At 63.2% G+C, this 19,209-nt stretch carries 19 protein-coding genes; 9 read left to right on the top strand and 10 right to left on the bottom strand.

The window, feature by feature from the left end; translation table 11 throughout:
• Nucleotides 1–91 precede the first annotated feature (91 nt).
• The 8 genes from Q0Q36_RS12435 to Q0Q36_RS12400 all read right to left on the bottom strand — a co-directional run bounded on the left by Q0Q36_RS12435 (nucleotide 92) and on the right by Q0Q36_RS12400 (nucleotide 8,026).
• Entirely contained in the window at nucleotides 92–1,378 is a 1,287-nt protein-coding gene (locus Q0Q36_RS12435) for a TRAP transporter large permease (RefSeq protein WP_293798492.1), read from the bottom strand.
• Nucleotides 1,375–1,893 carry a TRAP transporter small permease gene (locus tag Q0Q36_RS12430; RefSeq protein WP_293798491.1) on the bottom strand — a complete coding sequence of 173 codons (519 nt, stop codon included), beginning with the start codon at nucleotides 1,891–1,893 and terminating at the stop codon, nucleotides 1,375–1,377. Before Q0Q36_RS12430 ends, Q0Q36_RS12435 begins: the two co-directional genes overlap by 4 nt.
• A 182-nt stretch (nucleotides 1,894–2,075) precedes the next feature.
• Complete coding sequence (locus Q0Q36_RS12425) at nucleotides 2,076–3,068, bottom strand: sialic acid TRAP transporter substrate-binding protein SiaP (RefSeq protein ID WP_293798490.1); 993 nt, start codon at nucleotides 3,066–3,068, stop codon at nucleotides 2,076–2,078.
• Between the two features lie 55 nt (nucleotides 3,069–3,123).
• The gene (locus Q0Q36_RS12420; RefSeq protein ID WP_293798489.1) at nucleotides 3,124–3,801 is read right to left on the bottom strand and encodes a GntR family transcriptional regulator; all 678 of its coding nucleotides are present in this window, start codon (nucleotides 3,799–3,801) and stop codon (nucleotides 3,124–3,126) included.
• A gap of 16 nt (nucleotides 3,802–3,817) precedes the next feature.
• Nucleotides 3,818–4,714, bottom strand: coding sequence for a dihydrodipicolinate synthase family protein (locus Q0Q36_RS12415; protein ID WP_293798488.1), 897 nt, complete (start codon nucleotides 4,712–4,714; stop codon nucleotides 3,818–3,820).
• Nucleotides 4,715–4,803: 89 nt separating this feature from the next.
• On the bottom strand, nucleotides 4,804–5,622 hold the full coding sequence (locus tag Q0Q36_RS12410) for a carbohydrate ABC transporter permease (RefSeq protein WP_293798487.1): 819 nt from the start codon (nucleotides 5,620–5,622) through the stop codon (nucleotides 4,804–4,806).
• Nucleotides 5,622–6,524, bottom strand: coding sequence for a carbohydrate ABC transporter permease (locus Q0Q36_RS12405; protein WP_293798503.1), 903 nt, complete (start codon nucleotides 6,522–6,524; stop codon nucleotides 5,622–5,624). The genes Q0Q36_RS12410 and Q0Q36_RS12405 overlap by 1 nt, the downstream gene beginning before the upstream one ends.
• A gap of 164 nt (nucleotides 6,525–6,688) precedes the next feature.
• Nucleotides 6,689–8,026 (bottom strand): sugar ABC transporter substrate-binding protein, encoded by a 1,338-nt coding sequence (locus tag Q0Q36_RS12400; protein WP_293798486.1) that lies wholly within the window; start codon nucleotides 8,024–8,026, stop codon nucleotides 6,689–6,691.
• Between the two features lie 202 nt (nucleotides 8,027–8,228).
• Here Q0Q36_RS12400 and Q0Q36_RS12395 point away from each other — a divergent pair, with 202 nt between their 5' ends.
• Complete coding sequence (locus Q0Q36_RS12395) at nucleotides 8,229–9,089, top strand: amidohydrolase (RefSeq protein ID WP_293798485.1); 861 nt, start codon at nucleotides 8,229–8,231, stop codon at nucleotides 9,087–9,089.
• A complete protein-coding gene (locus Q0Q36_RS12390) occupies nucleotides 9,083–9,538 on the top strand; it encodes an RbsD/FucU domain-containing protein (RefSeq protein WP_293798484.1) in 456 nt (151 codons plus the stop codon). The genes Q0Q36_RS12395 and Q0Q36_RS12390 overlap by 7 nt, the downstream gene beginning before the upstream one ends.
• 3 nt (nucleotides 9,539–9,541) lie before the next feature.
• Here the strand turns inward: Q0Q36_RS12390 and Q0Q36_RS12385 are convergent, their stop codons facing one another.
• The gene (locus Q0Q36_RS12385) at nucleotides 9,542–9,802 is read right to left on the bottom strand and encodes a hypothetical protein (RefSeq protein WP_293798483.1); all 261 of its coding nucleotides are present in this window, start codon (nucleotides 9,800–9,802) and stop codon (nucleotides 9,542–9,544) included.
• 293 nt (nucleotides 9,803–10,095) lie between these two features.
• Between Q0Q36_RS12385 and Q0Q36_RS12380 the strand changes: the two genes are divergently transcribed.
• From Q0Q36_RS12380 to Q0Q36_RS12350, 7 genes are all read left to right on the top strand, one after another.
• Nucleotides 10,096–10,317, top strand: a complete 222-nt coding sequence (locus tag Q0Q36_RS12380) for a hypothetical protein (protein ID WP_293798482.1) — start codon at nucleotides 10,096–10,098, stop codon at nucleotides 10,315–10,317.
• A 989-nt stretch (nucleotides 10,318–11,306) separates the two neighbouring features.
• Nucleotides 11,307–13,175 carry an AAA family ATPase gene (locus Q0Q36_RS12375; RefSeq protein WP_293798481.1) on the top strand — a complete coding sequence of 623 codons (1,869 nt, stop codon included), beginning with the start codon at nucleotides 11,307–11,309 and terminating at the stop codon, nucleotides 13,173–13,175.
• Nucleotides 13,176–13,295: 120 nt separating this feature from the next.
• Entirely contained in the window at nucleotides 13,296–14,474 is a 1,179-nt protein-coding gene (locus tag Q0Q36_RS12370; protein WP_293798480.1) for a phosphoserine transaminase, read from the top strand.
• Between the two features lie 226 nt (nucleotides 14,475–14,700).
• Nucleotides 14,701–16,290: a phosphoglycerate dehydrogenase gene (gene serA, locus Q0Q36_RS12365; RefSeq protein WP_293798479.1), complete on the top strand. Its 1,590-nt coding sequence runs from the start codon at nucleotides 14,701–14,703 to the stop codon at nucleotides 16,288–16,290.
• Nucleotide 16,291: 1 nt separating this feature from the next.
• Entirely contained in the window at nucleotides 16,292–16,546 is a 255-nt protein-coding gene (locus Q0Q36_RS12360; protein ID WP_293798478.1) for a DUF1902 domain-containing protein, read from the top strand.
• Nucleotides 16,547–16,606: 60 nt separating this feature from the next.
• Nucleotides 16,607–17,608, top strand: coding sequence for a class A beta-lactamase (gene bla, locus Q0Q36_RS12355; protein ID WP_293798477.1), 1,002 nt, complete (start codon nucleotides 16,607–16,609; stop codon nucleotides 17,606–17,608).
• A gap of 76 nt (nucleotides 17,609–17,684) precedes the next feature.
• The gene (locus tag Q0Q36_RS12350) at nucleotides 17,685–18,254 is read left to right on the top strand and encodes a PAS domain-containing protein (protein ID WP_293798476.1); all 570 of its coding nucleotides are present in this window, start codon (nucleotides 17,685–17,687) and stop codon (nucleotides 18,252–18,254) included.
• Here the strand turns inward: Q0Q36_RS12350 and Q0Q36_RS12345 are convergent, their stop codons facing one another.
• Nucleotides 18,255–19,163 (bottom strand): DMT family transporter, encoded by a 909-nt coding sequence (locus Q0Q36_RS12345; protein ID WP_293798475.1) that lies wholly within the window; start codon nucleotides 19,161–19,163, stop codon nucleotides 18,255–18,257.
• Between the last annotated feature and the right edge of the window lie 46 nt (nucleotides 19,164–19,209).

Below are 19,209 nucleotides of genomic sequence, written 5' to 3'. Positions count from 1 at the left end.
CGCGTGAAGAAAATGCTATAGAATAAAGACTTAGAGCAACGGTGCGATTCGGAGAATTGCGCAGTTGCTTTAAGTGCGCTCCGGCTCCGGTTCAGGGCCCCATCAGGAGGTTCGGCAGCCAGGTCGTCAGCGGTGGCCACAGCGTGATCATCACCAGGACCACGAGCAGCGGCACGAGCCAGGGCAGGATCGCCTTCGACATCGCCTCGAAGGAGACGTTGGCGATGCGCGTCACCACGAAGAGCACGACCCCGATCGGCGGGTGGATCGTTCCCAGGATCAGGTTCAGGATCATGATGATGCCGAACTGGACCGGATCGATGCCGAAGCTGGTCGCCGCGGGAACCAGGATCGGGATCAGGATCAGGAGCGCCGCCAGCGCCTCCATGAAGCAGCCCACGACGAGCAGGATCAGGTTGCAGACCAGCAGGAACATCAACGGGCTCTGGACCGTCTCGACGATCAGCGGCGTCAGCGTCTGAGGCACGCGCGAGATCGACATGCACCAGCCGAGCGCGCCTGCCGCCATCACCAGCACCGTGACGAGGCCGGTGGTCTCCACCGTCTCGATCAGGATCGGCCCGAGATGCTTCAGTTCGAGCGTGCGATAGACGAAGAAGCCGAGGAAGAGGGCATAGAGGCAGGCCGCAGCGGCCGCCTCCGTCGGCGTGAACGCGCCCGAGAACATTCCCACCAGGATGATCGGCGGCGTGAGCAGGGCGAAGAAGCTCTTCGCGAAGGTCCGCGCGATCTCCCGGAAGCCACGGAAAGGCTGCTTCTGGAAGCCCTGGCGCTTGGCGATGAACGCGACCATCACCATCAGCGAAAGGCCCATGAGCAGGCCCGGGATCACGCCGCCGATGAACAGCCGGCCGATCGAGACGTCGGCCGTGACGCCGTAGATCACCATCGGCAGGGAGGGCGGCAGGATCGGCCCGACGGTCGCTGCGGCCGCCGTGATCGCGGCCGCGGTTTCCGGCTTGTAGCCGGCCTTGCGCATCGCCCGGATCTCGATTGCGCCCGAACCCGCCGCATCCGCGACGGCAGAGCCGACCATCCCGGCGAAGATCATGCTGGTCAGGATCGAGGCATGGGCATAGCCGCCGCGCACCCAGCCGATCACGGCGGTGGCGAAAGCCACGATGCGGTCGGTGATGCGCGCCGCGCCGAGGATGCTGCCCATCAGGATGAAGAGCGGCGCCGCGACGATCGGGAAGGAGTTCATCGCCTGCGCCATCTTCTGCGGCACGATCGTGGCCGAGAGGTCCCCGATCAGCACGAAGGCGAAGGCGGCGAGCCCCATCGAGGCGAAGAGCGGGAAACCCGCCAGGATCGACAGCAGCCAGACCCCGGCGATCTGAAAGATCAGCGTGCTCATTCCACGATCTCCTGAGCCGGAAGCTCCGCCTGCAGCGCGACATGCGGCGAGACGTTCCAGAGGCGGATATTGTCGACGAGCTCCGCCAGTCCCTGCAAGGCGGTGACGAGACCGGCCAGCAGCATCGGCACATAGAGCAGCCCCATCGAGAGCGGCACGGTCGTCGCCTCGAGGTCCCAGTTCACCGTGACGAGGTGGACGCTGTAATGGAGTATCAGCAGGCCGAGCACGACCATCGCGAGCTGCATCACAATTTCCGCCGAGCGCCAGGCCGGCGGCGGCAGCAGGTCGTGGAAGAAGCGGATGCGGATATGGGCGCGCTTGCGGCTGGCCAGGATCCAGCCCGTCACCGCCACCCACAGCATCATGAAGCGCGAAACCTCGTCGGTCCAGATCAGCGGCTCGCCGAAGGCGCGCGTGACGATGCCGAGCGAGACGGTGACGAGGAGCGCGACGATGAGCACCGCCGCGAGCCCCTCCATCAGGCGGTCGAACAGCTTGAGCAGGATTGTCATGACGATATCTCTTCGCGATGGAAGCCGTGGTAGGGCCCGCACTCTCCCGATCGCGCCTGCAAAGCGCGCCGAAAAGGGCCGGGAAAGGCCGGAAACGATCTGGGGGCTTCCTTCCATGCGCCGCTCGCACAGAGCTTGGAAGGAAGGAGACCTGGAAGGAGGGGAGACGGGGGGTCAGACCCCTACAGGGCCTGGATGCGGTCCCAGAGCCCCTTGCCCCATTTGCTCTCGAACTTGGCCGGAAGGCTGGCCAGCACCGGTTTGCGGAAGGCGTCCTGATCGGGCTTGAGAACCGTCATGCCGCCTTTGGCGAGGCTGTCGGCGAGGCTCTTTTCCTGCTCCAGGATCTCGTTGTCCTGCCAGGTCGCGGCCTTGTCGATCGCCGCGGTGACGAGGTCGCGATCGGCCTGCGGGATCTTCTTCCAGGCCGCCTCGTTCACGATCACCAGGCGCGGGGTGATGATATGCGCGGTCAGCACGAGGTATTTCTGGACCTCTGCGAGCTTGGCCGAGGCGATGGTCGGCAGCGGATTCTCCTGTCCGTCGACCGCCCCTTGCGACAGGGCGAGATAGAGCTCGGAGAAGTTGAGCGGCGTCGGCCGCGCCCCCCAGGCTTCCGCCATGGCACGGAAGGTATCGACCTCCGGCACGCGCAGCTTGAAGCCCTTCATGTCCTCGATGGAGTTGATCGCCTTCTTGCCGCTGGTGACATGGCGCACGCCGTAATAGTTCACCCCGATCATGCGCATGCCGCGCTTGGCGACGAGCGCGGCGTTGAGCTCGTCCATCAGGGGGGATTTCAGCGCACGCGTCATATGCGCCGCATCCTTCCAGATATAGGGCGCCTCGATGATCGAGAGCTGCGGCACGAACTGGCCGAGCTGGGCCGCGCCTTCCGTCACCATGGTCAGCGCGCCCGAGGCGACCGATTCCACCATGTCGCGCGAGGAGCCGAGCTGCCCGTTCGGGAAGGACTGGATGTCGATGCGCCCGCCGGTCTTCTCCTTGATCTCGGCGCCCGCCCTGACCGCGGCTTGCGAGGAGGGATGGGTCGCGGGCTGGCCGTCGGCCCAGCGCAGCACCAGCGCCTGCGCCCTCAGGATATTGGGCGCCGCGATCGCAGCCGACCCCGCCGCTGCAGCGGCCATGAATTCGCGCCTCGTCTGCTTCTTCATCGCCTGTTCCCTCCCGGAAGCGGCCGGTTCTTCCGGCTCGTGATGACTGCGGATTTCAGTACTGCATCGCCCGCGCGCGGGCGTTGCCGATATGGATACTCATTTCGTCCGCGGCGCGCTCGGGGTCGCGGCTCTCGATCGCGGCGATGATCTTGAGGTGGTCGCGCATCACCGGCACCAGGATGTGGTTCTGGATGCGCGTCTCGTATTGGCGGATCAGCCTGATCTTCAGCCAGGTCACCCGGAAGGCCTGGCTGACGATGTCGTTGTCGAGATGATCGATGATCGCTTCGTGCATCAGCCGGTCGGTGTCTTCGGCATCCTCGATCAGGCGCTCGTCGCCGCCGGCCTCGGCCCGCGCGATGATCGCCTCGTGACGGGCGCGCTGCCCGGCGATCTCCGCATCCGTCGCCGTTTGCGTATAGATCGCCGTCGCTTCCTTCTCGAGGAGGAGCCGGAACTGGAAGGCGTTGCGGATCAGGTTGAGGTCGACATGCGCGACCTGCATGCCGCGCTGGGGCACCGTCTTGATCAGCCCTTCCGCCTCCAGCCGCGGCACGAGCTCGCGGATGGCGCCGAGCGGAAAGCCCGTCATTGCGACGAGCTCGCGCTGGGTCACGAACTGGCCAGGCTTGATCTCGCGCGCCAGCAGCCGCTCGGTGAAGGAGGCATAGGCGCGCTCCCTCAGCTTCAGCGGTTCGCCCTCGCGCGGTTCCTGCTCCGGCTGGTTCACGCGTCCTCCTTTTGCCTCAGGCCGCCTTGGCCTGCGTGATCGAATCGAAGGCGGCGAAGAGCCGCTTGCGCGACGCTTCGTCCAGCGCCTGAAGCGGCGCCCGCATCGGGCCGAAGCCGGCATCGCCATGGACATGGCCGGTGAGCGCCTTCACCGAGGCGATGACGGGTCCCGAGCAGATCTCGTCGACGAGCGCGTTGACGACCGGGCTGTCCTGCCCCTCGTAGATCATCGGCCGCAGCAGATGCGGCACGAGATTGGCGACGCCGCAGATCGAGCCCTGCGCACCGTTGCGCACCGCCTTGGCGAGCTGGCGCTCGTCGCCGACCAGGATGGCGAGCTCGCCATGCGCCTTCAGCAGCGCTTCGGTGTTGGCATAGCTGCCGGAGGAATCCTTGACGCCGGCGATGATGCCGGGGAACGCCGTCTTCAGCCGCTGCACGAGATCGACCGAGATGTCGACCGCCGTCACGGACGGGATATGATAGAGGATGACGTTGCGGGCCGAGGCGCCGAGCTTCTCGATGAACTGCGCGAACCAGGCATAGAGGCCATCGTCGCTCACGCCCTTGAAGTAGAAGGGCGGCGCGACCAGCAGCCCCCTGGCACCGGCGTCGAGCGCGACGCGCGCCTGCTCGATCGCCTCATGCAGCGAGGACGCCGCGATGCCCGCATAGATCTGCTTGGCGGGATCGATGCCCGCCCCCATCAGCGCGCCCATCATCGCCGAGCGCGCCGGCAGGCCGAGCGCCGCCCCCTCGCCCGTCGTGCCGTAGAGCGTGACCGTGTCGCAGCCATTCGCGAGCACATGCTTGGCATGATGGGTGAGGCGCGGCAGATCGACGGCGCCACCCTCCTTCATCGGCGTGGTGATGGCGCAGGAAAGGCCGAAGCGGCTGGGCGAGAGTGCCATGGAAAGAACTTTCAGATCTGAGTAGCGACTGACATGTCGATTGAGACGAAATCCGCCCGCGGCCTGCCGCGAGCGGGATGGATTGAACTCTAGCCGTCCTTGAGGCCACCGGCGGAGAGCCCGGCGACGATCTGGCGCTGGGCGATCACGGTGACGAGGAGCACTGGCAACGTCACCAGGAGGGCAGCCGCGGCAAGCGGCCCCCAGGAGATCTGTTCGAAGGTCAGCGAGTTGTAGACGGCGGAGGGCAGCGTCCGGCTCGCCTTGCCGCCGAGCACCACCGAGAAGATGAAGTTGTTCCAGGAGAAGATGAAGGCGAGGATGCCGCCGACCACGATGCCGGGCTTGGCCAAAGGCAGCGCCACATAGCGGAAGGCCTGCCAGGTCGTGGCGCCGTCGATGCGCGAGGCGTCTTCGAGTTCCATGGGAATATTCTCGAAATACCCGATCATGATCCAGCAGATGATCGGGATGGTGATGACGAGATGCGTGATGACCAGCGCCGTGACGGACCCCACCAGTCCCGTGATCTGGAACAGCAGGAACAGAGGGATCAGATAGGACAGAGCCGGCGTCATGCGCGCGACCAGAATCAGGATCGCGAATTTATGCGCCTTGCCGCGTGCGATGCCGTAGCCCGCAGGCACACCGACGATCAGCCCCAGCAGCACCGCTCCGCCGGTGACCAGGATCGAGTTCCACAGGTAGAGCGCGAAATTGTTCTTCGCGAAGACGTCGATGTAATTCGCCAGCGTCGGCGGGCTCGGGATGAAGACCGGCGGGAAGGCCGTGTTGTCGAGCTCGTTCTTCAACGACAGCGAGATCATCCAGAGGAAGACCAGCACCGCCGGCGAGACCAGCACGAAGACCGAGGCCCAGAAGCCGAGTTTCTTGAGCGTGCGGTTCATCACGCGTTCCACTTCGACTTCTGGCGCGCATAGAGCAGCAGCAGCGAGAGCATGATGATGATGACGAAGAAGATCACCACGACGGCCGAGGCGTAGCCGATCTTGTAGAACTGGAAGGCCTGCAGGTAGAGGAAGATGTTCAGCGTCTCCGACGCCGTGCCCGGGCCGCCCTGCGTGATCACGAAGATCGTGTCGAAGGCCTTCAGCGCATCGATGGTGCGGATCACGATCGCCACCATGATGAACGGCCAGACCAGCGGCAGCGTGATGTGCCGGAACATGTGCCAGTCATTTGCGCCGTCGATCAGCGCGGATTCATAGGGCTCCTTCGGCAGCCCCGCGAGGCCCCCGAGCACGATGAGCATGACCAGCGGCGTCCAGTGCCAGACCTCGACCATGACCAGCGTCGGAATCACCGTCGAAGGCTCGTAGACCCACCCGGATGGCCCGATGCCGATCAGCGAGAGCAGATAATTGAGCACGCCGAGCTGCGGATGGAACATCATCGTCCAAACCAGCGCGACCGCGACCGGCGTCGCCATCATCGGCATGACGAAGATCGTCCGCAGCAGGCCCCGCATCGGGAATTCGCGATGGAAGACCAGCGCCGCCGCCGTACCGAACACGATCGGCAGGACCACCGCCAACACGGTGAAATAGAGCGTATGCCCCATCGACTCGATGAAGCGCTGGTCCTTCATCAGCTCGGCGAAATTGCCGAGGCCGACGAACTCCACGCCACCGCCGATCTTCCAGTCCTGGCCGGACATGTAGAGCGTGAACAACCAGGGGAAGACGATCACGGCCGCGATGACCAGCACCGCCGGCAACGAGAACAGCCAGTAGCGCGGCGTGAAATCCGCCGAGGCCGCAGCGGCGCTCGCTTGTGTCGTACTCGGCATGCTGGCTGGCAGGGACGTGCTGGTCATGCGCTCTGCTTCACTGGAAACCACTCGTCATGCTCGCCCTTGTGGCGAGCACCCCCGTCTTGAACCCGCTCCGCGACCGAGGAAGACGCCGATGGTCGGGACAAGCCCGACCATGACGCCTCCCGCGCAGAGCCGCCTCAGCCCTGCTCGCTCTTGGCGAGCACCGGCGCGAAGACCTCCGTCGCCTTCTTCAGCTCGGCTGCGACATCCGCCCCGCCGATCGCATTGGTCAGCGCCACGCCGAACACGTCGCGGAACTCGGTCACCGGCACGATCTGCGGCAGGCCGGCACGCGCGATCTTGGCCGAAGCCAGCAGGCACTCGAAATACTGCTTGCCGAATTTCGAGGCCTGGATCGTCTCGGTGTCGAGATAGGCCGAGGATCGGCCCGGCGCGCCGGCACCCGCCTTCAGCATGGCGATCTGGTTCTTCTTGTTGGTCATGAACTGCAGATAGAGCCAGGCCGCCTCCTTCTTCGAGGAACCGCGCGAGATGCCCATGCCGTCCGCGAACATGCCGGCATAATGCGCCTTCGGCCCCGGCGGCGTCACGCCATAGCCGACCTTGCCGACGATGCGGGACTTGGAAGGATCCTCCAGCGGCGTGGCGAAGCCGATGCCGTCGAGCCACATCGCCGCCCGGCCCTGCATGAAGGTGGTCTGGCACTCGTTCCAGTTGAAGCCGACCTGGCCGACCGGGCCGGTCTCCTTGTTGAGCTTGCGATAGAGCTCCGCCGCCCAGACCGCTTCCGGCGTATCGGTCAGCAGCTTGCCCTCCGGCGAGACCGTCTCCATGCCCTGGCCGAGCATCAGCGAGGTCCAGACCGGGATATTGGCGTTCTTCAGACCGCGCGAGACGAAGCCGGCGACGCCCTTGGCCGGGTCGTGCAGCTTCTGCGCCGCGGTGAACATCTCGTCCATCGTCTTGGGATAGGCGACGTTCTTCGCGTCGAAGAGCTCCTTGTTGTAGTAGATCATCCAGTAATCGACGAAGAACGGGATCGTATCGAGCGCTCCGTCAGCCTGCCGCGCATAGGCGACCGGGCCGGCACCGAAATCGGCGAAGTCGAAATCCGGCGCGGTCAGCGCCGCGTTCTTGATGAAGGGGTCGAGGTTCTCGAACCACTTGCCCTTGGCCGCCATGCGCTTCTGCACATGCAGCGAGATGCCGCTGACGTCGAACGAGGGCTTGCCCGAGGCGAACTCGATCACCGCCTTCTGACGCTGCTGCTGCTCCGGCACCTGCTCGGAGGAAACCTTGATGCCTGTGAGCTCGGTGAACTCCTTCTCAGCCTGCTGCATCAGGTCCGAGCGCGGATTCTTGACCAGCAGAACGTCGATCGACTGGCCGGAGAATTTCTTCCAGTCGAACGCGCCTTGCGCCTGCGCCTTGCGCAGCACCAGCGGCGAGGCGACCGCGGCGGCACCGCCGGCCAGCAGGACACGGCGCGTCGGCTTGAGAATGCTATCGGTCATCGGCGTCCTCCCCAGGACTTGAACAGGGCCCGTTTCAGGCCTTTGATGGCGCGCAGGACAGGAGGCAGGCAACCGCCTCCCGCTTCCGCGATCGTGCTGGACGCTAATATCATTTCGATCCGGTTGCAAGCTAACATGTTGGCGTGCACATAGTGTCGCCGGATCACCTCTCCCCGTCGCCGAATCCCCGCGAGAATCGCCTGTGACGAGCCCGCCCCGCATCGATTCCCATCAGCATTTCTGGCGGCTCTCCCGCGACGATTACGGCTGGCTGACGCCGGCGCTGGGGCCCATCCACCGCGATTTCGAACCGGCCGACCTCGCCCCGCATCTCGCGCAGCACGACATTGCCTCGACCATTCTCGTCCAGGCGGCCGCGACCGAGGCCGAGACGCATCATCTTCTCGCCCTCGCCGCCGCCACCCCTTTCGTCGCCGGGGTCGTAGGCTGGGCGGATTTCGAGGCGCCCGACGCGCCCGCCCGCATCGCGGCGCTTGCCTCCGACCCGCTGCTCGTGGGCTTGCGCCCCATGGCGCAGGACATTCCCGATCCCGACTGGCTCGCGAAGCCCACCCTCGCACCCGCCTTCGCGGCGCTCAGAGAGCACGGCCTCGTCTTCGACGCGCTGGTGAAGCCGCCGCAGATCCCCGCCCTCCTCAAGCTGCTGGGGCGCGAGACGGAGCTTCCCGTCGTCATCGACCACGGCGCCAAGCCGGACCTCACCGGCACCGACCTCTCCGCCTGGCGTAGCGGCATCGCGGCACTGGCCGCGCGGCCGAACACCACCTGCAAGCTCTCCGGCCTCGTCACCGAAGCCGGGCCGGGCTGGCGCGATGCGACGCTGGCGCCGGCCGCAGCCCAGCTGCTGGCCTGCTTCGGGCCGGAGCGCCTGCTTTGGGGCAGCGACTGGCCTGTCGTGACGCTCGCCGCTGCTTACGACCAGTGGCTCGCAGCCGCCGAGCGCCTCACCGCGACGCTCACCCTGGCCGAGCGCACCGCGATCTTCGGCGGCAACGCCGCCCGCATCTACCTGACCAAAAGGGGCCGCCGCCCGTCATGCTGAGAAATCTCGACCCCGTGCTCTCCGCCGACCTGCTCTGGGTGCTCGCCGCCATGGGCCATGGCGATGACCTCGCGCTGGTCGATGCCAACCACCCGGCCGAGACCATCGCCAGCGCCACCACCAGCGGCCGCCTGATCCGCCTGCCCGGCCTGACGATGCAGCGCGCCGCCCGGGCCATTCTCTCGGTGCTGCCGATCGACGATTTCGAGCCCGAGCCTGTCAGGCGCATGGAAGTGGTCGGCGATGCCGCCGCGATCCCCGATGTCCAGCGCGCCGTGCAGGCCGAGATCGACAAGGCGCTCGGCCGCCCTTCGCCGCTCGCGGGAATCGAGCGCTTCGCTTTTTACGATCAGGCGCGGCGGGCCTTTGCCGTCGTGCAGGTCGGCGATCCCCGACCCTATGGCTGCTTCCTGCTGCGCAAGGGCGTCATCGCCGGCGAGCCCGGCTGAACCTCACGAGCCCTTGGCGATGGCCTGCTTCAGGCGCGCGACGGCCTCCGTCGCGCCGGAGCGGACCGTGACCTCCAGCGTCGGCGCCTCGCGCTCGATCATTTCGATCAGCGTATCCGGCGTGATCTCGACGCGCTGCTGGGTGAGCTTCAGCACGGCATTGGCGATGATGTTCGGCCAGAACGCCGCCCCGCCCTTGGCCAGCCCCTTGGCCTTGCGGCCCTCGAATTCCTGGGCGAGCTGTTCGGGGGTCTTGCGGGCCATGGTCTCGTTACCTCCAAGCAATTCCAGCAAAAGTGCGAAGCGGTTTTGCGGCCGGAATTGCGTCAAAACAAAAGGCTGGAGCCTTGGAGGCGAACTGGGTTCGCCGGAAAGGCTCTAGCGGGATCGAGCCGCTGCCTATCACGAAATCCCGGCCCTGCCTGCCCTCTTCGGTCGCACTGCCCTGCCCGCGCATCGGCTCCGCGACAATCGCATTTGCATCCCGCCCCGACGCAAGGCAGGAGCGGCGCCCGAGGGCCAGGCCGGTGATGCGGCTGCCCGTTCAGGACCAGACCATGCCCCGCCTCGCCTTGCTGGCTTTCGCCGGCCTCCTCCTCGCCACCCCGGCCGCCGCCCGGATCACCGACCGGGAGCAGAGCTGCGCCGACTGGCTGAAATCCGGCGGCCACCGCAAGAGCGAATACACCGCCAGCGTCGCGGAGAAGATCAGGGCCTTCTGCACTGCCAACCCGAAGATGAAGGCTGCCGACGCCGAAATGACGATGACGGGGGATTGAGCGGCGGCCTCGCGCGGTCTTCTCCTTCTCCCCTCGGGGGAGAAGGTGGCAGCGCGCAGCGCTGACGGATGAGGGTCGCCTTGCACCGGCGCGTGTCCTTCCCTCGTCCGTCTGCTTCGCAGACACCTTCTCCCCCGAGGGGAGAAGGAACCCACGCCAAATCCCCGCCCGCGTTACCGCGTGCGTTGATCGATGAGGGGCAGCGGAGCGCCGCGAGGCGCTTAGGGTATCGGGCCGCTTCCATTGAGCCAGGATGCGGCGCGGATGGATTGAGCCACCATCCGCACGCCCCGTGGCGCTCCGCTTGTCGGCGTTCTTCAGTCTCCGGGCCGCGCTTATCAGGCCTGTGGCTATCCTTCGCCGCGAACCCTTCAACGCCAGTTCGGCTCATCGCCTTGTCGCATCTCGTCAGGCATGGGACGAAGGCGTGATGCCACCGACCGTTCTAGCGAGCTCCTCGCACAGGGGCCGTAGTACCCCCAGGGCGGTGCCCCGAAGCCTCCCGGGAGTGGGTCGTAACCCCACCCGCAGGCGCCGCCCCCGCCCCGCCAACGGCATACCTCCGGATGGCTGCCCCTCGGGGACGAGGTGAGGTGAGGATAGGGGCGGGGTGGGAGGGCGGGGATAAGTTTACGGGCGCTGGTCTCGGCATTGCCCCTCGCGAAATCACAGACGCGGCATTCGAGGCTCTTGGCGGGTGGAAAGAAGGGGAGCCATGAGCAACTCCAACCAGCCTACGGTCCAGCATATCGATCCAAACCAGGCAACCAGCTCCCGGCAGCCTAGAAAGGCCATGCCCTTGATAAATAACGCAGAGATTTGACAACTCCGGAAACGTCATTGCACAATAACTGTTAGAAATTTTCCGCGGATTCGTACAGCGGCCCACGCAGTAAGGGTCATGACATTCAGGGCAAAATGTACGCGACGTTGATAAAATAAGCATCTAACGTAAAAATTATAGTACTCCGGGAGATAACTGTAATACTATGAAAATAAATAGCTTTTATATTTCAAATTTTAAGGGAATTCAATCCACCAAGATTGAAATAAATTCAAAGACTGACGGAGACGTCATTACACTAATCGGCCTAAATGAAAGCGGCAAAACGACAATTCTTGAAGCACTTTCTAGATTTTTGACCAGAGATAAATACGCATCATCGCTTATTAAGAATGAAGATAAAGACTCAACTAATGAATTTATCCCAAAGCACAGCAAAGCCGCTTTCAGCGGAAAGATTTCTATCAACGCCATAGCGTCTGTCGACGAATCGGACAGATCAGCACTCGCAGCTATGTATCTCGAAAAATATCAAATGGTCTTAGATCGCTCGAAAGTCCCCGATCAGTTCTCCCTTGAGACCGTTTATAATTTCGAAGATAGCCGCTTCATCGGAGCGGAGTCTGTTTGGGAAATCGAATTTCACCTAAGACATAAAACAAAAAAGAAATATATAGAGTACCGATACAGAGAAGACGAAAAAGATTATCAAATCTGGAGCGACGGCTGCGACGTCCTGGCCGACAGGATGCCGAGGATCGTATATTTTCCAACATTCTTGTTTGATATACCAGAAAGGATTTATCTTTATGGCAAGAAAGATAACATAACTCAATATTATAATCAAATAATACAGGACATACTTGATAACAGCAACTCCAAGCTCAACATACAGAAACATGTTATAGATAGAATAGAGAGGATAAAAACCAGCAACAAGCAAAATCAATCATTGTATGCATTGCTCCTTGCCTCCGATGAGAAGAAACAGATAGATGCCGTCATACAACAGCTCGCGAATGAGATAGGGAAAATCGTTTTTGGATCGTGGAACGAGATACTTGGAAGAAACGTATCAGGAAAAAGAATTGGAATTGATTGGTTTCTTGATTCAGACCAAGGGAATGTCCCGTACATAGAGATGTACATAGTGGACGGCCAGTCACGTTATAGTATATCTGAGCGATCCCTTGGATTTAGATGGTTTTTTGCTTTCTTACTTTTCACGCAATTTAGGAAAAACAGGCCATCCGGTGAAAAAACGATTTTTCTATTCGACGAGCCCGCATCGAATTTACATTCTAAAGCCCAAATAAAACTTCTTGAAACTTTTGATAAAATCGTTAAATCTGGAACGTCTATTATTTATTCTACTCATTCTCACTACATGATAAATCCACTATGGCTAGAGAGTGCATACATAGTACGAAACGAAGCCGCAGACTATGATCGAGATGATGAAATCGATTCGTTTGAGATCGTAAAAACAGATATCAAGGCGGTTCGATACCGCAATTTCGTTGGCTCAAATCCCACAAAAACAACGTACTTCCAACCCGCGCTTGATGCTCTCGATGTTTCTTTTAGCCCTCTGCTTAGAGCAGAGTCGGCTGTAATAATCGAAGGAAAGTACGATTTTCCGGCATTTTATTACTTTATGAATAAGAAAAAATTTGACGACGCGCCCGATATATTCCCCGCTACCGGCGCAGGGAATATGGCGGTCATGGTCAGCCTACTTCGCGGATGGGGCGTAGAGTTTAAGGTTCTCTTGGATGATGATCAAGCGGGCCGGAGAGAGAAGAAGAGATATATTAACGAGCGCATACTCCTCGAGAATGAGGTGTTTACGCTTGGAGATATCATCCCGGAATTGAAAGAAAAATCTTTTGAATCAATATATCAAAACGACGTAATTGATGATGTAAAAGAATACTACTCTGTCAATAAAGTTGACAAGCGTCATTTCGCGACGTTTTTTCAAAATAAACTCTTAACAAAACACAAAAGTGACTACAATGAAACAGACAAAATATTCGAATCAATCAGAATATGGCTTAAAATTAGAAGATAGATCCATTCTTATAAAAGTATAATTTCATCCCCTTGACTCCCCACCCCCAGCGGCTCTACCCCCATCGACGGGACACGCCCCCCCAACGGGGCGCGCCCATCTGTAAGGATGGAGACATCGATGGCGAATACCGCACCTAGCACGCGCCCGCGCGTGCCTAACTTCTCGTCTGGCCCCTGCGCCAAGCGCCCCGGCTGGGCCCTCAAGAACCTCTCCGACGCCCCGCTTGGCCGCTCGCACCGCGCCAAGATCGGCAAAGACAAGCTGAAAGCTGCGATCGACCTGACGCGCGAGGTGCTGCAGGTCCCCGCCGATTACCGCATCGGCATCGTGCCGGCTTCCGATACCGGCGCCGTCGAGATGGCGCTCTGGTCGCTGCTCGGCGCCCGCGGCGTCGACATGCTGAGCTGGGAAAGTTTTGGCGCCGGCTGGGTCACCGATGTCGTCAAGCAGCTCAAGCTCGCCGATGTCCGCACCTTCGACGCGCCCTATGGCGAATTGCCGAACCTCAAGAAGGTCGACACGAAGAACCGCGACGTCGTCTTCACCTGGAACGGCACCACCTCGGGCGTGCGCGTCGTCGACGCCAGCTGGATCGCTGACGATCGCGAGGGGCTGACCATCTGCGACGCGACCTCCGCCGCCTTCGCGCAGCGCCTCGACTGGCCGAAGCTCGATGTCGTCACCTTCTCCTGGCAGAAGGTGCTCGGCGGCGAGGCCGCGCATGGCATGATCGTGCTCTCGCCCCGCGCCGTCGCCCGGCTCGAAAGCTACAAGCCGGCCTGGCCGCTGCCGAAGATCTTCCGCATGACCTCGGGCGGCAAGCTGATCGAGGGCATCTTCACCGGCGAGACCATCAACACCCCCTCCATGCTCGCGGTCGAGGACTATATCGATGCGCTGGAATGGGCCCGGAAGGTCGGCGGGCTCGACGGCCTGGTGAAGCGCGCCGACGGCAATGCCCGCGTCATCGCCAAGTTCGTGCGCGAGAACGACTGGATCGACTTCCTCGCCGTGAAGCCGAAGACGCGCTCCAACACCAGCGTGTGCCTGAAGTTCACCGACCCGGCCGTGACGGCCCTGCCGGCGGACGCGCAGGCTGCCTTCGCCAAGCAGGTGGTCTCGATCATCGAGAAGGCCGGCGCCGGCTACGACCTCGGCCATTACCGCGACGCCCCTCCCGGCCTGCGCATCTGGTGCGGCGCAACCGTCCAGTCGCGCGACGTGAAGGCGCTGCTGCCCTGGATCGCCTATGCCTTCGCCGAGGCCAAGGCGGGCTTGGGCAAGAAGGCCGCGTAAGCGCTTCGCCTCCGCCATGTCGTGGTCGGGTTTGTCCCGACCATCCACGCCTCGCTTCGCCAATGGCATCGCGAGCGTTCGAGACAGGCGGCGCAACCGATATCCGACAGCGCGGCGCCAAGCCGCGCGAAGACGTGGATGGTCGCCACAAGGGCGACCATGACGCCCTCCCCCTTCTCAGCGCCAGACCGCTCCCTGTGCAGCGCGGCGCCAGCCGGAGCCTCCCATGCCCGCACCAAAGGTCCTGATTTCCGACGCCCTCTCCCCCGCCGCAGTCCAGATCTTCAAGGACCGCGGCATCGACGTGACCTTCGATCCCAACCTCGGCAAGGACAAGGACAAGCTCGCCGCGATCATCGGCGATTATGACGGCCTCGCCATCCGCTCGGCCACCAAGGCCACCGCCAAGCTCCTGGAGCAGGCGAAGAACCTGAAGGTCATCGGCCGCGCCGGCATCGGCGTCGACAATGTCGAGATCCCCGCCGCGACCGCGCGCGGCGTGATCGTGATGAACACGCCCTTCGGCAACTCGATCACCACCGCCGAGCACGCCATCGCCATGATGTTCGCGCTCGCCCGCCAGATCCCCTCGGCGGATATCTCGACCCAGGCCGGGAAGTGGGAGAAGAACCGCTTCATGGGCGTCGAGATCACGGCCAAGACGCTGGGCCTGATCGGCGCCGGCAATATCGGCTCGATCGTCGCCGAGCGCGCCATCGGCCTGAAGATGCGCGTCATCGCCTATGACCCATATCTGTCTCCCGAACGCGCGGTTCAGCTCGGCGTCGAGAAGGTCGAGTTGGAAGACCTGCTGAAGCGTTCCGACTTCATCACGCTGCACGTCCCGATGACCGAGAAGACGAAGAACATCCTCTCGGCCGAGAATCTCGCCAAGACCAAGAAAGGCGTGCGCATCATCAACTGCGCCCGCGGCGGCCTCGTCGACGAGCAGGCGCTGGCGGACCTGATCAAATCCGGCCATGTCGCGGGCGCGGCCTTCGACGTGTTCTCGGTCGAGCCGGCCGAGCAGAATCCGCTCTTCGGGCTGGAGAACGTGGTCTGCACGCCGCATCTCGGCGCCTCCACCAACGAGGCGCAGGAGAATGTCGCGCTGCAGGTCGCCGAGCAAATGAGCGACTATCTGCTCAAGGGCGCGATCACCAATGCGGTCAACTTCCCCTCGATCACGGCGGAAGAAGCGCCGCGCGTGAAGCCTTTCGTCGATCTCGCCGAGAAGCTCGGCTCCTTCCTCGGCCAGCTCACCGAGGCACCAATCAAGGGCATCCGCATCGAGTACGAGGGCGCGGTCGCGAGCCTCAATCTCAAGGCGATCTCGGCGGCCGCGATCACCGGCGTGCTCAGGCCCTTCCTGCCCGAGATCAACATGGTCAACTCGGCCATGGTGGCGAAGGAGAAGGGCATCGTCGTCGAGGAACTGACCCGCGAGGTCGCCGGCAATCTCGAAAGCGTCATCCGCATCGTCGTCGAGGCCGAGGACATGCCGCGCCACGCCTCCGGCACGGTCTTCCAGGACGGCAAGCCGCGCATCGTCGAAATCCGCGACATCGCGGTCGATGCCGAGTTCGCGCCGCACATGCTCTATGTCCGCAACGCCGACAAGCCGGGCTTCATCGGCCAGTTCGGCTCGCTGCTGGGCGCGGCTGGCGTCAATGTCGCGACCTTCGCGCTCGGCCGCGACAAGCCGGGCGGCGACGCGATCTGCTATGTCTCGGTCGACGAGCCGATCTCGGACGAGTTGCTCGACAAGATCCACGAGATCCCGATGGTCAAGCGCGCCCGGCGCCTGCGGTTCTGACTTGCTCGGCCCGCTGAAGGCTCTCGTCGCCGCGCCTGCCGGGGCGGCGGAGCCGATCCGCTTCGAGGTCCGCCGCGACGAGGCGGCGGGCCTCTGGTACGCCATGGATGTGGGCGAGCTCGGCATCGTCACCGAGGCCGAGACGCTCGATGCCCTGCGCGAGCGATTGAACCAGCTCCTGCCGGAATGCTTCGGCATCGAGGGCTGCCCGGTCGAGCTCTCGCTTTGCGACGCGGAGAGCGGCGAGCCGGCGTGAACCGCCGCAACCTTGCCGCAATATCGCGGCCCTGTGATGGCCCATCACAGAGGACCGCCCATGCCTGCCGTTGCCCCCCTCGCCGCCGCAGCTCTCGCCTGCCTCGCGGCCGTCCCGGCCCTCGCCGACTGGGATCGCGACAAGCTCGACAAGGCGATCGGGGGCATCGAACAGCAGTCGAAGGGCCGGCTCGGCGTCGCGCTGATGGATCTCCGCGACCGCAAGCTCTGGTCGCATCGCGGCTCCGAGACGTTCCCGATGCAGAGCGTGTTCAAGCTGCCGCTGGCGGTCGCGGTGCTGCAGCAGGTCGAGGTCGGCAAGTTCGGACTGGATCAGCCGATCACCGTCACCCGCAAGGATTTCTCGCTGTTCCACAGCCCGCTGGTCAAAGGCTTCAAGGGCGAGCGCAACGACTATCCGCTGCGCGAACTGATTCGCCTCGCGGCCGGCGAAAGCGACAACACTGCCGCCGATCTGCTGATGCGCGAGATCGGCGGCCCGCAGGTCGTGACCAGGATGCTGCGCGACGGCGGCATCCAGGGCATGTCGGTCGATCGCTACGAGCGCCTGTTCCAGCCGGAGATTTACGGGCTGAAGGGCTTCGGCTGGGATCAGGTCGTGGACGAGAAGGCCTTCCGCGCCGAGCTCAAGGCGATGCAGCCTCGCCTGCGCATCGCCGCCCTGTCGAACGCGCTCAAGGACAGGCGCGACGCCTCGACGCCGGAAGCGAGCGCGCAGTTCCTCGAAGCCTTCGCCAAGGGCAACTGGCTGCGCGATCCCGCCCATACCGCCTTTATCGAGAAGATTATCGCGGAATCGAAGGTCGGCACCGACCGCATCAAGGCCGGCCTGCCGGCAGGCTCCCGTTTCGCCCATCGCACCGGCCTCGGCCTCACCACCGACGGGATCAATCATGCCACCAACGATATCGGCATCGCGACGCTGCCGGACGGCCGGCGCTTCGTCATCGTGACCTATCTCGCGGGTTCGCGCGCCGATTCGAAGGAGCGGGAGGCGGCGCTGGCGGATGTCGCGCGGCTGGCCGTTTCGGCGCTGCGCTGAGAACTGCTGAGCTTATACTTTATCTCCCCTTGCGCTGGGGAAAGCCCTCTCGCAGTCTGGTCGATGGGGAGACAACATGCGCAGCTCAGTCTTCAAGGGAGGCGTCTCGCTGCCGCCTCCGCTGTTCGCGGACGACGGCCTCAATGACAATGCCATTATCGGCATGTGGTATTGGGACGTGCTGAACGATCGCCTCTATGCTGACGCCCGCATGGCCGCGCTTTTCGGCGTCGATCCGTTGGAAGCGATGCGCGGGACGCGGTGCGATGCCTTCGTAGTGGGCATTCACCCGGACGATCGCAATGGCGTCGCCCAGGAGATCGAGCGCTGCGTCCGGGCTGCCATCGATTTCCGCTGCGAGTATCGAATTATTACGGCTGCGGGCGAGCGTTTGATATCGGCCTTTGCCCGATGTCATCGGACCGAGGGGCGCAGCGCCGGACATTATGTCGGGATGGCTTATGACGTTACGCGGCAGCGCGATGCGGAAGCTATCACGCCAACCTCTCGCGTCGCCGATCACGTCATGCAGGCCTATAGCCTCTCAAGTCAGATCACCGACGACGAAATCAGGCGCAAGCTCAAGGACGTACTCGTGCAGCTTGGCATGAATCTCGCGGCCGAGATCAAAGAACGGCCGATCTGATTACCGCCCCAGCCGCTCGGCTATGAAAATTCCGCCGAGCACCAGCACAAGCGCGACCGCATGGTAGAGCCCGAAAGGCTCGCCGATGATCAGCACGGCCAGGATCGGCGCGAAGACCGGCACGAGATTGACGAAGACGCCGGCCCGGCCGGGCCCGATCAGCTCGATAGCGCGCATGAAGGAGAGCTGTGACAGGATCGACGGAAAGATCACGGTGAAGGCGAGGACCAGCCAGCCTTTCGGCGTGGGAATGTAGGAGCGCCCCAAAGCGATCTCGGCCGCGAGCAGAGGGAGCGACGCCAGGCAGGCGCAACAGGCCATCGCCGTGAAGAAGACGAGGCCCGGCACCGCCGGCCGCTTGCGCACGCCGACCGTGTAGCCGGCATAGAGCACGCAGGCGGCGATCATCAGCAAGTCGCCCGGCACGAAGCGCAACGCGGTGAGGACGTGGATATCGCCCCGGCTCGCGGTCACCGCGACGCCGAGCAGCGTGATCGCCACGCCGATCCCCTGCATCAGGGTGATCCGGGTGTGGTAGACCAGAAAGGCACCGATCAGCACGATGACCGGAATCGAGCCTTGGAGAATGCCGATATTGATCGCGCTGGTCGAATAGGCCGCGAGATACATCAGCGTGTTGAAGCCGGTGAAGCCGAGCGCGCCGAGCATCGCGATGAGCCGCCAATGCGCACGCAGCGCCGGCCAATGCGCGCGCAACTGGTCGCGCAGCAGCACAGGCATGACGGCACAGACCGCGACCCAGCGCAGCGAGGTCAGCATCATCGGCGAGATGTTGCCGACGGCGAGCCGGCTCGCCACGGCGTTGCCGCCCCACATCAGCGTGGTCAACACCATCAGCAGATAGGCATTGGCCCAGGCGCGTTGCAACCAGGTCTGGGAAGGGTGCACGTTTCCGCTCTGTCGCGAGGAAGGGTCTTTGCAATAGCCTTGCGCC

It is taken from the genome of uncultured Allobosea sp., from assembly GCF_945957345.1.
Classification (GTDB): domain Bacteria; phylum Pseudomonadota; class Alphaproteobacteria; order Rhizobiales; family Beijerinckiaceae; genus Allobosea.
Note: the sequence above shows the minus strand (reverse complement) of the source record. Positions and strands in the feature narration are given on the sequence as shown.